The sequence below is a fragment of the Nodosilinea sp. LEGE 07298 genome, from assembly GCF_015207265.1.
Classification (GTDB): domain Bacteria; phylum Cyanobacteriota; class Cyanobacteriia; order Phormidesmidales; family Phormidesmidaceae; genus Nodosilinea.
In genome coordinates this window covers 1-12323 of sequence record NZ_JADEXE010000039.1, presented here as the reverse complement: position 1 = coordinate 12323, position 12323 = coordinate 1, and the positions used below count along the sequence as shown (strand labels likewise).

At 56.3% G+C, this 12323-nt stretch carries 10 protein-coding genes and 1 pseudogene; 1 reads left to right on the top strand and 10 read right to left on the bottom strand.

The genetic code is table 11. The features are described from left to right. Window positions 1–35 precede the first annotated feature (35 nt). On the bottom strand, window positions 36–653 hold the full coding sequence (locus tag IQ273_RS07840) for a hypothetical protein (protein ID WP_194022616.1): 618 nt from the start codon (window positions 651–653) through the stop codon (window positions 36–38). 9 nt (window positions 654–662) lie between these two features. Next, window positions 663–824, bottom strand: coding sequence for a hypothetical protein (locus IQ273_RS07835; RefSeq protein WP_194022615.1), 162 nt, complete (start codon window positions 822–824; stop codon window positions 663–665). A gap of 133 nt (window positions 825–957) precedes the next feature. Here IQ273_RS07835 and IQ273_RS07830 point away from each other — a divergent pair, with 133 nt between their 5' ends. Continuing rightward, window positions 958–1491, top strand: a complete 534-nt coding sequence (locus IQ273_RS07830) for a hypothetical protein (protein ID WP_194022614.1) — start codon at window positions 958–960, stop codon at window positions 1489–1491. A 78-nt stretch (window positions 1492–1569) separates the two neighbouring features. Here the strand turns inward: IQ273_RS07830 and bchB are convergent, their stop codons facing one another. The 8 genes and pseudogenes from bchB to IQ273_RS33540 form a co-directional block, all read right to left on the bottom strand. Then, the gene (gene bchB, locus IQ273_RS07825; RefSeq protein WP_194022613.1) at window positions 1570–3108 is read right to left on the bottom strand and encodes a ferredoxin:protochlorophyllide reductase (ATP-dependent) subunit B; all 1539 of its coding nucleotides are present in this window, start codon (window positions 3106–3108) and stop codon (window positions 1570–1572) included. 424 nt (window positions 3109–3532) lie between these two features. After that, window positions 3533–4378 (bottom strand): alpha/beta fold hydrolase, encoded by an 846-nt coding sequence (locus tag IQ273_RS07820; protein ID WP_194022612.1) that lies wholly within the window; start codon window positions 4376–4378, stop codon window positions 3533–3535. Then, window positions 4350–6479, bottom strand: coding sequence for a response regulator (locus tag IQ273_RS07815; RefSeq protein ID WP_194022611.1), 2130 nt, complete (start codon window positions 6477–6479; stop codon window positions 4350–4352). Before IQ273_RS07815 ends, IQ273_RS07820 begins: the two co-directional genes overlap by 29 nt. Window positions 6480–6481: 2 nt before the next feature. Then, window positions 6482–7054, bottom strand: a complete 573-nt coding sequence (locus IQ273_RS07810; protein WP_194022610.1) for a chemotaxis protein CheB — start codon at window positions 7052–7054, stop codon at window positions 6482–6484. Beyond that, a complete protein-coding gene (locus IQ273_RS07805) occupies window positions 7054–7878 on the bottom strand; it encodes a protein-glutamate O-methyltransferase CheR (protein ID WP_194022609.1) in 825 nt (274 codons plus the stop codon). The genes IQ273_RS07810 and IQ273_RS07805 overlap by 1 nt, the downstream gene beginning before the upstream one ends. A 144-nt stretch (window positions 7879–8022) precedes the next feature. Next, the gene (locus IQ273_RS07800) at window positions 8023–11697 is read right to left on the bottom strand and encodes a response regulator (protein ID WP_194022608.1); all 3675 of its coding nucleotides are present in this window, start codon (window positions 11695–11697) and stop codon (window positions 8023–8025) included. Further along, window positions 11691–12032: a type II toxin-antitoxin system PemK/MazF family toxin gene (locus IQ273_RS07795; RefSeq protein WP_228052539.1), complete on the bottom strand. Its 342-nt coding sequence runs from the start codon at window positions 12030–12032 to the stop codon at window positions 11691–11693. The genes IQ273_RS07800 and IQ273_RS07795 overlap by 7 nt, the downstream gene beginning before the upstream one ends. 79 nt (window positions 12033–12111) lie before the next feature. Then, window positions 12112–12323, bottom strand: a pseudogene (locus IQ273_RS33540) (IS4 family transposase); the annotation flags it as partial.

The following is a 12323-nucleotide window of genomic DNA, read 5'->3' as shown; positions in this document are numbered from 1 at the left end:
TAAACCAGACACCTTGTACCCTAAACCTGCTTGCCTCAACGACAGTCGAGGGTAGCAAACACCTGGTCGGCGGTAGCCTGGGGCGTATCGCCATGGGCCAGCACCCATGCAAAGCGATTGTCGTTGTTGTACTCCACAAAGGTTAGCAAGCTAGCGGCTTCGTAGGTAGTATTGCTGTCTGAAAAGCTGCCCGACTGTATCACCACCGACACGGGCTGGCCACAGAGGGTGCGGTCTTCTAACCGCTGCTCACCGAGCTGGTAGTTGCCTTGGGTTGAAACGCTGTCCTGAAACTGCTCGGCAAAAGTTTGCTGTGCCTCGCGACCCTGAAGATAGCTAGGCAGCTGCCCCATCGTCAGCAGTACCGACGGCGGCGAGTCGGTACTGGCGACTTGAATTATCTGTAGACCAAACATCCCCATGTTAAAAATGCTCTGGCTCTCGCCGGGGATGGCGTAGGTAAACAGCTCCTCGGTTTCGCCGGGGCTTTGGTCAGGGCCAACGGCAAATCGCAGGGTGCGATTGATGAAAAATGCCAAGGCTAATCCAGCTAGCACCGTTAGCCCCAGGCAGCCGCCACAGCCGATCGCCACCCACTTGGCGGTACTACCGCTGCTAGGAGGTGAGGTGGGCGCTGGGTCAGTTGGGGTCATGGCTACGCACTAGCAAAAGGGAGTAGGGCCGTCACTAGTGCCATCATAGGTTGCCTTGGTTTGAGGCCGCTGCCGCTGCTGATGAATCTTTGCGATCGCAGGACGCGCGATCGCCTGGTCGTGAGATATTAGCTCAGCCAGCAGGCAGCGGAGCCTGAAGCAATCTGTCAAAGCTAGCAGGTTTTTTGGCACTAAAAAAAGCTTACTTGCCCCAAAACGTATCTTTAGCAACTTAAGCTGCGGATTGTCAAAGTGTTTATAATGCTCAATGCTGAAAAATGTTCTTTCAACAGGTAGTTTTGCTATGGCTTTTTTTCGTCTACCCGGTGCTAGGGTGTCTGCGGCGGCCTGGGGTCGCCTGGGCGCAGCGGCAGCACTCTGCCTGAGTGGTGCCGTGGGCTGCACCACTCCAGTCGAAGTGCTCGACCCCAATGCCCCTGCTCCTGAAACTCCTGCCACCGAAGGACCTGGCGCTACCATTGATGTATTTTTTGGCGATGTCGAAAGCCCCGCTGGCGGCACCGTGAAACAGCTCAGACTGCCCGGCCCCGAGAGCGCGGTGCTAGTGACCTGCAATCAGGAGGGGTTTACCCCGTTTGCCTACAGCGACATGGGTATGGACTGGGTCGGCTGTGAAACAGCTACCCCTAGTGGCACTGTGGAGCTAGAGTCTTCCCCTGCCGAGCCTGAGCTATCTGATGTGCCCGGTCCCGTAGGCGGCACTGTGTCTCAGGTAACTATTCCTGGACCCCAGAGCGCTATCTCAGTGCTCTGTGAGACCGGTTCTCCCTTTGTGTACGAAGACCAGGGCACCTGGGTGGGCTGCGAGGGTAGCTAGGTTTTGGGTTTACGGTGTTAGGTATACGGTTCACGGTTTTACCTTGCACCGTGAACCGTATACCGTAAACCCGATACCCTACGCTCCCACCGCCTCCTTAGCGGCGTAGAGCACCTCGGCGGTGATGCTGTCGATGCCCTGGTCGCGGGCAAACTTTTCGGTATTGCGCTTCACCTTGCCGCGTACAAAGCCGGGGATTTTTTGCAGTTCGGCTAGGCCATCGGTGCTCCAGCCGAAGCCAGCTTCGACGGCGGCATCGGCACTCATGGTTTTAGTGAGGATCTCTTTGGTGTCGTGACCGCCAAAGAACTCCAGCAGGTGGTCTTCCATGCCCAGGGTAAACGAGTTGTACACCAGGTCGACAATCTGGTTAGCCCCTTCGTAGCCCATAAACGGACGATACCCCACCGGAAAATTTTGAATGTGGATGGGGGCGGCAATCACGCCGCAGGGGATATCTAGCCGCTTGCCCACGTGGCGCTCCATTTGGGTGCCGAAGATGGCGGCGGGCTCAAGCTGGGCAATGCGATCGCCGATCGCCCCGTTATCCTCACTGATCAAAATTTCGTCGCAGTACTCGCCCACCTCGGCGGTGAACCAGTCGGCGTCGCACTTGCAGTAGGTGCCCGCCAGCACTACGTGAATGCCCATCTCCCGCGCCAAAATTTTGGTCATGGCAGCGGCGTGAGTGCTGTCGCCAAACACGACCGCCTTTTTGCCGGTCAGGTTTTGACAGTCGATCGATCGCGAGAACCAGGCCGCCTGAGACACAAACCGAGTCTGCTCGTCGATGAATTCGTCGTAGTTAACGTCGGATCCCTGCTCGTTCAGCACCGCCTGAATGGCGCGAATGCAGCGGGCGGTTTCGACAATGCCCATCGGGGTGATGTCGACATAGGGCGTGCCCAGCTCGTCTTTCAGGTATTCGGCTGTCAGCGGCCCCACTTCGCGGTAGGGCACCAGGTTAAACCAGGCCCGGCCCATGTTCTGGATGTCGTGGACGCTGGCCCCTTCAGGCATGACCAGGTTGACCTCAATGCCGAGCTGGGCCATTAGGGTGCGCAGCTCGCGGCAGTCGTGGTTGTTGTGGAAGCCCAGGGTGGTCATACCGATAATGTTGACCGAGGGCTTCTCGGTTTTGCCCTCCGGCAGGGTGCCCTGCTTGCGGGCTTTTTGCAGGTAGAACTGCACGATTTGCTGCAGGGTGCGATCGGCAGCCTGTAGCTCGTTGACGCGGTAGTGGTTGACGTCGGCCAGCATGACATCGCCCTGGGCATCGAGGCTGGCCCGCTGCACAAAGTTCGCCAGGTCTTCTTGCAGAATGCTGGAGGTGCAGGTGGGGGTGAGCACAATCAGGTCGGGGCGCTCTTCTTTGTCTTTGCGCACGATATTGTCGACCACCTTTTCTTGGGAGCCGCGCGCTAAAACATTGCGATCGACAATGCTGGCGGTGACGGGAGTAAAGTCGCGCTCCCGTTCCAGCATCGATCGCATGACGTTGAAATAGTCATCTCCCAATGGCGCGTGCATGATCGCGTGCACGTTTTTAAACGAGCTGGCGATGCGCAGGGTGCCAATATGCGCCGGGCCGGCATACATCCAGTAGGCCAGTTTCATCGGGTGAGTCTCCTTGGTAGCGGTGGTCAGCGTGAGTTTGCCGAAACACCCTGAGCCGCGCAGGCCGGTGACCCATCGGTTTAGATTCTCACTAAGATGACACCGAAATGGGGGGCTCTGAGAGAATTCTTTACCTCGTCTTGAAAACCGAGCGGCTTTGGTCGAGATTCAGGGTTGAGGGGTGACGGCCATTCGAAACTCAATTTCTGGTAATTACGGGTTTGCTAAGCTGACAGCAGTGCCAAAGCCGATCTCTATCAATTCTTAGCCGCCTGTCAGGTGGATGAAGTTGAGGCCAAAATCAACTTTCGCGCCTGGGTCAGATCCAAAATCAATCCCCTTTAATCCAATCAACACCGTGGGCGAATGCTATTTCTCCTATGAATGGGCCTCACTAGCGTCGGGCTATGGGGCGCAGAGCTAATCAACCGGTTGCCAGGCAGCTGTTGAGCGCTTGGTCAAAGGCCTTTGGCGCATCGAGCATCAGCCAGTGCCCCGTATTGGGAATTGTTGTCGTCGACAGAGCCGGACGCAGCACGTGCAGGCTAAAGGGCATGGCCTTTGCGGCGGCTAGAATAACGTGGGCATTTGCCCCAGGCGAGGCCAGGTAGGTATCGAGACCATCTAGGGCTGGGAAGGTAAATAGCTCGCGACTGGTGCCGCGTAGCGCCGCCTCGGGGGTTTGATCGAGGCGGGTCAAAATTTCGGCGTGGGTTTCTGGGGTACCCCCCATCAGCGCCTGGCGAAAGGATTGCGTTAGCACCGATCGCCAGCCCTTACCCAGCATATCGGCCTGCATGGGGGCAATCTGGGCCGCGTAGACATCGGCTGGGCAATGGGTACAGTCAATGGGTGGGTCGACCAAAATCAGCTGGGTTAGGCGCTGGGGCTGGGCGGCGGCAGCGGCGATCGCAACTGAGGTGCCGTAGCTGTGGCCCACCAGGGCAATTTGCTCTAATCCCAGGGCATCGAGCACCGCAAACAGGTCGGCGGCACAGGCCGCAGGGGAATAGTCGTCGTCTGGGGGTGGGGTAGAGGTGCCGTGGCCCCGCAGGGAGATGGCGATCGCGTCTCTGCTCTGGGCAGTTTTTTCCAGCTGCGCCTGCCATAGATCGGCATTACAGGCCATGCCGTGAACAAATACCACAGGCGGTAGCGCAGTCTCTTGAGCGGTCTGGGCCACTAGCGTCTGGATGCTGCCCTGGGGAACGGCGATCGCGACTGAACGCACTGACCCTGATTCAATCTTGCTCGGACTTAGAGAGGTCATGACCTGAATTGGTTACCTGAAGAATGGTGCGAATCAAGGTTTCGGCCTCGATTGGCTTGGATAGGTGACTTTGAAACCCATTCGCCAGCGCCTGAGCCTGGTCGGAAAGGCGGGCGTGGGCCGTAATGGCGATCGCCGGAATATCCGCCTGGGGAGCAGGCAGCTGAGTTCGAATCGTTTGCACTAGCGTGTAACCATCCATGTCGGGCATGCTGATGTCGCACAGCAAAACGGCGGGCCGCATCGAGTCAACTAGGTGCAGCCCTTCTTTGGCCGAAGCCGTGGTTGTCACTACCGCCCCTTGAGCCTCCAGCAAAAAGGCCAGTAAATCACGGGTGTCGGTGTCATCTTCGACAACCACAATTGGCAGGCCGTTGAGGGCGTGGGTAGAGGGTTCATCGAGCAGAAGGTTAGGGGCCGGTGGCGTTGGGGAGGTAGAATGCGCCAGTGGCAGGGCAACGGTAAACGCGGCCCCCTGGTCGAGGCCAGCGCTTTCGGCCCAAACGCAGCCCTGATGCTGCTCGACTAGGTGGTGCACGATTGCCAGCCCCAGTCCCAGGCCCCCCTGGGAGCGGGTGATGCTACTGTCGGCTTGCCGAAAGCGATCGAAGATGTGTGGCAAAAAGTCGGCGTCGATGCCCTGTCCGGTATCGGTGATGCGCAGCTGAGCATAGGCCGGGGCCGGGGAGTAATCTTGAGGACAGGGGCCACTGGGCAACCTGCCTTTGGGCAAACTGGCCACGACCGACAAGTGAATATCGACTCGCCCCTGCTCGGGGGTAAATTTGACCGCATTGGTGAGCAGATTCCAAAACACCTGCTGCAGCCGCAGGGCATCACCTGTCACCTCCAGGCGATCGTAGTCGTGAAAATTGGTGGTCAGGGCGATCGCCTTAGCCGTTGCCGCAGGTCGCACGGTTTCTAGGGCCGTTTGGGCGACCGTAACCATATCTACCGGCAAACGGTACAGCTGTAGCTTGCCCCGCACAATCTGTGAAACATCTAGAATGTCTTCAATTAGCTGTTTTTGGGCCAGGGCATTGCGCTCAATGGTGTCGATAGCGTACTCGACTTTTGGCGGATCCAGCTTGCCGGCCTGCAGCAGATTTGCCCATCCCAAAATTGAGTTTAGCGGCGTGCGCAGTTCGTGGGACAGCACCGCAATGAAATCATCTTTCATGCGGTTAGCGGTCTCGGCTTCCTGACGAGCCGCCTGCTCACGAATGATTTGGGCATTGGCGGCTTCGGCCTGCTTGCGCTCGGTAATGTCTTCAACGGTGCCCACGTAGCCCAAAAAGTTTTTTTGCTCAGACACCATACGGGCGGAGCGAACTGAAGCCCAACGGTCGGTCTCGCCCCTGGGCCGCAGGCGAAACTCTTGGACGTAGTCTTGCCCGTTTTGCAGGTAGGCGGTCCAGGTCGATCGCGCCGCAGCCAGGTCGTCAGGATGGACCGAGTCTAACCAACTCTGGCTCGGTCTCTGGTCTAGTTTCTGGCCTGGGGCAGGCTCTGGGGAACCTCCACAGATGACTTGGAACCGCGGATTGGTGTAGACGCAGCGGCCCTCGGTATCGGTGACAAATACCCCCACCGGAGAACAGGTGCTGAGCAGGCGAAATCGTTCTTCGCTGGTCTGAAGTTCGGTATTGATGGCTTCTAGCTGGGTGGCCTGGCGCTGTAGGGTTTCTGTTTTTTGCCGCAGCGCCTCGGTCTTTTTAAATAGCTCAATAAAAATAGCCACCTTCGACAGCAAAACGTTGGGCGCGATGGGCTTGAGTAGGTAGTCAACCGCACCTAGGGCATACCCCTTAAACATAAACTGTTCGCTGCTGCTAAAGGCGGTCAGAAAGATGATTGGGGTATCCTGCGATCGCGGTCGCCGCCGAATCAAAGTCGCTACCTCAAAACCATCCATCTGGGGCATTTGCACATCTAGCAAAATCAGCGCAAAGTCATCTTGCAGCAGACAGCGCAGCGCCTCTTGACCCGAGGTTGACTTAACCAGGTTTGCCCCCAAATCGCCCAAAATAGCCTCTAGCGCCACCAGGTTTTCGGGCTGATCATCTACTAGCAAAATGTTGACTGGAGATTCGGTTGGCATGCCTATACTCCCGCTGCTGGGCAAAGGTGAATGAGGCGAGGCGCAATATCGGCCAGCGGTAAAACCCAGTCGACATTGACGGCTGCGATCGCAGCGGTAGGTAAAATCGGGCTTTCTGCAGTGTTTGGCGCTTGCACAATGGTCACCCCTCCCTGCGCCTTGAGTGACGACAACCCCTGCACCCCATCGTGATTGGCCCCAGTCAAAAGAACGCCAATAGCTCGCTCGTTGTAAACGTCTGCCGCCGACTCTAACAACACATCAATAGATGGACGCGCATAGCAAACCGGCTCATCAACAGAGAGCGAAAAATACCCATATTCTACCAGCAGATGATAGTCAGGGGGGGCAAAATAAACGTGGCCAGGCTGGATACGTTCTTTGTCTTCGACTTCATGCACAGGCAAAACCGTAAACTTTTGCAGAAAAGAACTCAGACCCTGATCGGACTCTTTATGCCGGTGTTGAACGATCGCCAGGGCGGCAGGAAACGCTGTAGGGAGCGATCTTAGCAAAGTTTTTAAAGCCGACAACCCCCCTAAGGAGGTGCCTATGGCAATTAGTTCGTAGGCCACTAACTCCGCCTCCTGTATAGCTTTTCAGCTTTTGCTAAATCGTCGTAAGCCATTTCATACTTAGTAAACCGAATGGTCTCTTGCTTGCCCAAGCCGAGTACGCCAAATTTACATAAGCTGTTGTAGAACAGCTCATGCACCTGATTCTGCAGCGCCTGGTTAAAGTAAATCAGCACGTTGCGGCAGATAATGACATTAAATTCATTAAAGGAACCATCGGTGACTAAATTGTGTTCGCCAAAGACAATTCTTTCCCGCAAAAAAGGGCGCAAAATAACGCTGTTGTAACGGGCCGTATAATATTCGGAAAAGCTACGACGCCCGCCTGCCTTCAAGTACAGGTGGGTATACTCCTGCATTTGTTTGGACGGATAGATGCCCTGTCTGGCCGTTTGCAAAACCTTTTCGTTGGCGTCGGTAGCGTAGATGCGGCAGCGGGGGTAAAGCCCTTCTTCCTGTAGAAGAATGGCCATAGAATAGACTTCTTGCCCGGTAGAGCAGCCTGCGTGCCAAATTCGAAAGAAGGGGTAGGTGCGCAACAGCGGTACTACCTGCTGCCGAAAGGCGATATAAAAACTAGGGTCGCGAAACATGGCCGTTGTATTAACCGTTAGCCCTAGCAGCAGGCGATCGGCACAGGCGCGATCGCCCAGCATCTTAACCTGCAGTTCGGGTACGCTAGAAAGCCCTTCGGACTTCAAAAAGCTCTGTATGCGGCGCTTTAGAGACGCCTTGGCATAGTTACGAAAATCGTAGCCATACCGATGATATAGCCCCTCTATCAGCAAGTGAATATCCACATCGTCTGGCTTTAAGATACCCACTAATCTCGCACAACTGGTTCGAACAACTGGCCTAAAGCGTGAGTGCTATGCACAGGTTTAGATTAAAACCCATCACGCTTTAGATCTATTGTCGCTTAATCCTTTGGCTAGACAGTATCTCAAAGAGAGGATTTTAGGCTCAGATTAGGTGTATAACCACAGGCGCAGCAGGGTTAGCAGTTGTTCGGTATCGATGGGTTTGGTGATGTAGTCTGAGGCTCCGGCCTCGATACACTTCTCGCGATCGCCCTGCATGGCTTTGGCGGTCAGCGCAATAATTGGCAGCGATCGAAACTGATCCTGCTGGCGAATCAGGCGGGTTGTTTCGTAGCCGTCTAGCTCGGGCATCATCACATCCATCAGCACCAGTCCGACATCGGGGTTGGCTCTCAGCGTTTGAAGGCCGTCGCGGCCATTTTCGGCAAACACCACGTCCATATCGTACTGTTCGAGCAAGCTGGTAAGGGCAAACACATTGCGCACATCGTCATCGACAATCAGCACCTTTTTGCCCGCCAAGGCCGGGTCACTGTGCTGCAATCGCTCTAGCATTTGCTGCTGACCCGGCGGCAGTTTGGCCTGCACGCGGTGCAAAAACAGAGCGGTTTCATCTAGCAGCCGCTCGGGCGATCGCACATCTTTAATAATGATGGTCTCAGCCAGGCGGCGCAGCTGGGTCGCTTCGGCTTCGGTCAAGTCTTTGCCGGTGTAGACAATGATCGGCAACCGCACCAGGGCCGGATCCTGCTTGATCTGCTCGATCAAGTCAAAGCCGTTCATATCGGGCAGGCCCAGATCGAGCACGATGCAGTCGCAGGGCTGCGATCGCAGGGTCGCTAAGGCCGCCGCCCCCGTATGTACAGCGGTACTGGTCACCTCTGGGCCGCCAATCAGCTCAATAATGCTTTGGGCCTGCACCGGGTCGTCTTCGATCACCAGCAGGTAGCGCACCCGCCGTTCGACAAACTGCTTGATATCAATCAGGGTTTGAGTCAGCACCTCGGGCGCAACGGGTTTTTGAATGTGCGCGATCGCCCCCATCTGAAACTCCCGCTGCTGCTGGTCATTCACCGTCATCACGTGCACCGGAATATGGCGGGTCATGGGGTCGTGCTTGAGCTGTTCAAGCACAGCTAGACCATCCATGTCGGGCAAATGCAGGTCGAGGGTAATGGCACTGGGTCCAAACCGCTGAGCCATCGCTAGGCCGCTCTGGCCTTCGAGGGCAACCAGCACCTTAAACCCCTGCCCCCGCGCCATATCGAGCAAAATGCGGGCAAAGTTGGGGTCATCCTCAATTACCAGCAAGACCTGGTCAGAAGCATTTCCATCCGCCTGTACCTGGGTTCGGTCATCCGCTAAGGTGTCGGGCAGGGGCGACAGCGATCGCTCCAGGCGATCGCCTACCGTTGCAGCGGGCTGCGGTGCAGGGGTGGCCGCCGGAAGCTCTTCCGGTGGCACGGACGGCCCGATCTCATCATTGGCAGGGGCTACGTAGTGCAGGGGCAGATGGAGGGTAAATGTACTGCCGCGATCGGGCTGACTTTGCAGATCTAGCATTCCGCCCAGCAGTTGAGCCAGCTGCAGGCTAATCGACAACCCTAGGCCGGTACCGCCGTACTTGCGGCTGGTGGTGCCATCGGCCTGCTGAAATGCGCCAAAAATGCTCTGCTGTTTTTCGGGCGCAATGCCAATGCCGGTATCGCTGACGGCAAAGGCCACCTGGTCACCGTCGAGCAGGGAAATGTGCACGGTAACACTGCCGCGATCGGTAAACTTGATGGCGTTAGAGAGCAGGTTTTTGAGAATTTGCTGTAGTCGCCTGGGGTCGGTCGAGAGGCTGGAGGGCAGCGCGTCATCGAGCACAATCTCAAACCGCAGCCCTTTGCTGGCAGCCAGCGGCTCAAAGGTGCGGACCAGCTCCAGCTGAATGGCTGTAAAAGGTAGGGCTTCGACCGCCACCTGCATCGTGCCCGACTCGATTTTGGCCATATCGAGAATGTCGTTGATCAGATCGAGCAAGTCGGCCCCGGCAGAATGAATCGTGCGGCTATACTCAACCTGCTTTTCGGTCAGGTTGCCGTCACTGTTGGTGCTGAGCATCTGGGCCAAAATCAGCAGGCTGTTCAGCGGCGTGCGCAGCTCGTGGGACATATTGGCCAGAAATTCTGACTTGTAGCGCGACGATTGGGCTAGCTGAGTGGCCTGGTCTTCTAGGGCCTGACGGGCCAGCTCAATCTCTTGATTTTTACGCTCGACCTGCTGCTTTTGCGTTTCGAGCAGCTCGGCTTTTTCTTCCATTTCTTCGTTGAGCTGCTGCAGTTCTTCGTTCGACTGCTGTAGTTCTTCCTGCTGCTGCTGCAGTTCTTCGTTCGACTGCTGTAGTTCTTCCTGCTGCTGCTGCAAAACGTACTCTGATTCTTGTAGAGACTGGGTGCGCTCTTCGAGCAGCTGATTGCTGTGCAGCAGTTCTTCCTGCTGCTGGCGCAGTTCTTCGGTCAAAATCTGCGATTGCTCTAACAGCTGCTGGGTTTGCAGGTAGGCGGCGATCGCGTTGATCATCACCCCTGCCACCCCGCTGGCCTCTTCTAAGAAGGTGAGCTGCAGATCGGTAAATCGTTGAAAAGAGGCCAGTTCAATCACCCCTTGAACCTGGTGCTCAAACATCACCGGCAGCACCACAATGTTGAGCGGCGGCGCTGCGCCCAGCCCCGATCGAATGCGGATGTAGTCGGGGGGCACCTCGGTCAGTAAAATGCGCTGCTGTTCTAAGGCACACTGCCCTACCAACCCCTCGCCCAGGGCAAACTCGTTTGAGAGGTGTTTGCGCTCTTGGTAGGCATAGCTGCTGAGCAGCTTGAGCCGGGGCGGTTCGTGATTAGGATCGAGCAGATACACAAGGCCCTGCTGCGCTTCTACCAAGGGGGCAATGTAAGTCAACACCAGGTTCGCCAGCGTTTCGAGGCTGCGCTCACCCTGCAGCTGTCGCGATAAATCGGCCAGGTTAGACTTCAGCCAGCGCTGTTCTTCGTTGGCTCGAATGGTTTCCCGCAGATTGGTTACCATTTGGTTGAAGGTGCGGGTCAGTATGCCGGTTTCGTCCTGGGATGTGCTGTTGGGCAAGTCGATCGCTAAATCACCAGCTGCCAACCGTTCGGCGGTGTCTGAAAGCTCGCGCAGAGGGTCAGAAATATTGCGCGACAGCGCCCAGCCCACCAGCGATAGCAAAATAAACGAGGCCGGAATGCCAACGGCGATTGTATAGAGAGTCTGCTGAGCCGACAGCTGCGATCGCTCGGCTCGCTCCTCCAGCAGGTCCTCTTCCTCTAGCCTCAGCTCCGCGATCTGATTGCGGAGCTGCTCCATCAGCTGTCGCCCCTCATCCGTCAATACAAAGTCTTGCGCCGCCGCGAACCCGCCGACATTGCGCCGCTGAATGCCCTCTTGCAGTCTGTTCAGCCGGGCGTCGATTAGCGGTCTGAGTTCTATCAATTGGTTGTAAATAGCAGGGTCGTCGCGGGTTAGCTGGCCTAGCGCCTCATATAGAGCGTCGACCTCTGCGACGGCCTGGTTGTAAGGCTCTAGATACTGAGCTTGGCCGCTAATCAGGTAGCCCCGCTGGCCTGTTTCGGCGTTGGCTAGCTCAGCCTCTAGCTCGTCGAGATACCCCAACACCTGGTACGACGTCTTCTCCCGCTGGGCATTGCGAATCAGGCTGGTGGTGGTTCGATAAGCAACGGTCCCGAGCAGCGTTAAGATCACTAGCCCCAGCCCAAACCCAGCACCAATGCGTGTTCCAATTTTGAAGCGATTTAGCATGAAAGTCTATCAACGAGCTGACGCAACCAAAATCCTACCCTAGCGGGGGCCATTATGGGGTTGTTTCTATCTCTTTTAGCGATCGCTGAGGTGCAGGCTGAGCGCTGGGTATAGGGGGTGTTTGGGGTAGCTACCGCCTGGGCATAGTCGATATCAATAGTGCAAATTTTATCTAAGTTTCTTTGGTCTTTTTTACCCTTAAACTGGCAGGCAATTCGAGTTGAGTTAGAGCTTACTTCTTTTGGCATAGGAGCCACGATAACCGTCACCGCAAGGCGGTTCATTGCGTCGGGCAAAATCACAATACAGGGCCTGGTTTTAAAGATTGTTGCCAACTGTAAGGGTGAGGTTATAGCTGTGGCCAGTCTGGTTAAGACAGGTCTCCCTTAGTGGTGCAGAAAACTTAGGGCAGTCTCACCATGAGAATGTGAGGACCTTAGCGAACTCAATGCGACAGTCTAGGGCGTCTCGCTTGCATTGAGAGGCGCAAGCGGGCGGTGGATTGCCCTTAGGCAAGGCTTGGAGGATGGGCAAGGGCAAACGCTCGTAGCAAAGCCGAGCCAGTTCCCGCAAACCGAGTTGCAGAAAACTCAAGCCCCGGTCGCCATGCCAATCCAGACGACTCC

What these genes read in the sequence shown, in the direction of transcription:
- IQ273_RS07815 (WP_194022611.1), bottom strand. Translation starts at nt 6,479, where the DNA reads ATGCCAACCGAATCTCCAGTCAACATTTTGCTAGTAGATGATCAGCCC.
- IQ273_RS07820 (WP_194022612.1), bottom strand. Translation starts at nt 4,378, where the DNA reads ATGACCTCTCTAAGTCCGAGCAAGATTGAATCAGGGTCAGTGCGTTCA.
- IQ273_RS07830 (WP_194022614.1), top strand. Translation starts at nt 958, where the DNA reads ATGGCTTTTTTTCGTCTACCCGGTGCTAGGGTGTCTGCGGCGGCCTGG.
- IQ273_RS07800 (WP_194022608.1), bottom strand. Translation starts at nt 11,697, where the DNA reads ATGCTAAATCGCTTCAAAATTGGAACACGCATTGGTGCTGGGTTTGGG.
- IQ273_RS07840 (WP_194022616.1), bottom strand. Translation starts at nt 653, where the DNA reads ATGACCCCAACTGACCCAGCGCCCACCTCACCTCCTAGCAGCGGTAGT.
- bchB (WP_194022613.1), bottom strand. Translation starts at nt 3,108, where the DNA reads ATGAAACTGGCCTACTGGATGTATGCCGGCCCGGCGCATATTGGCACC.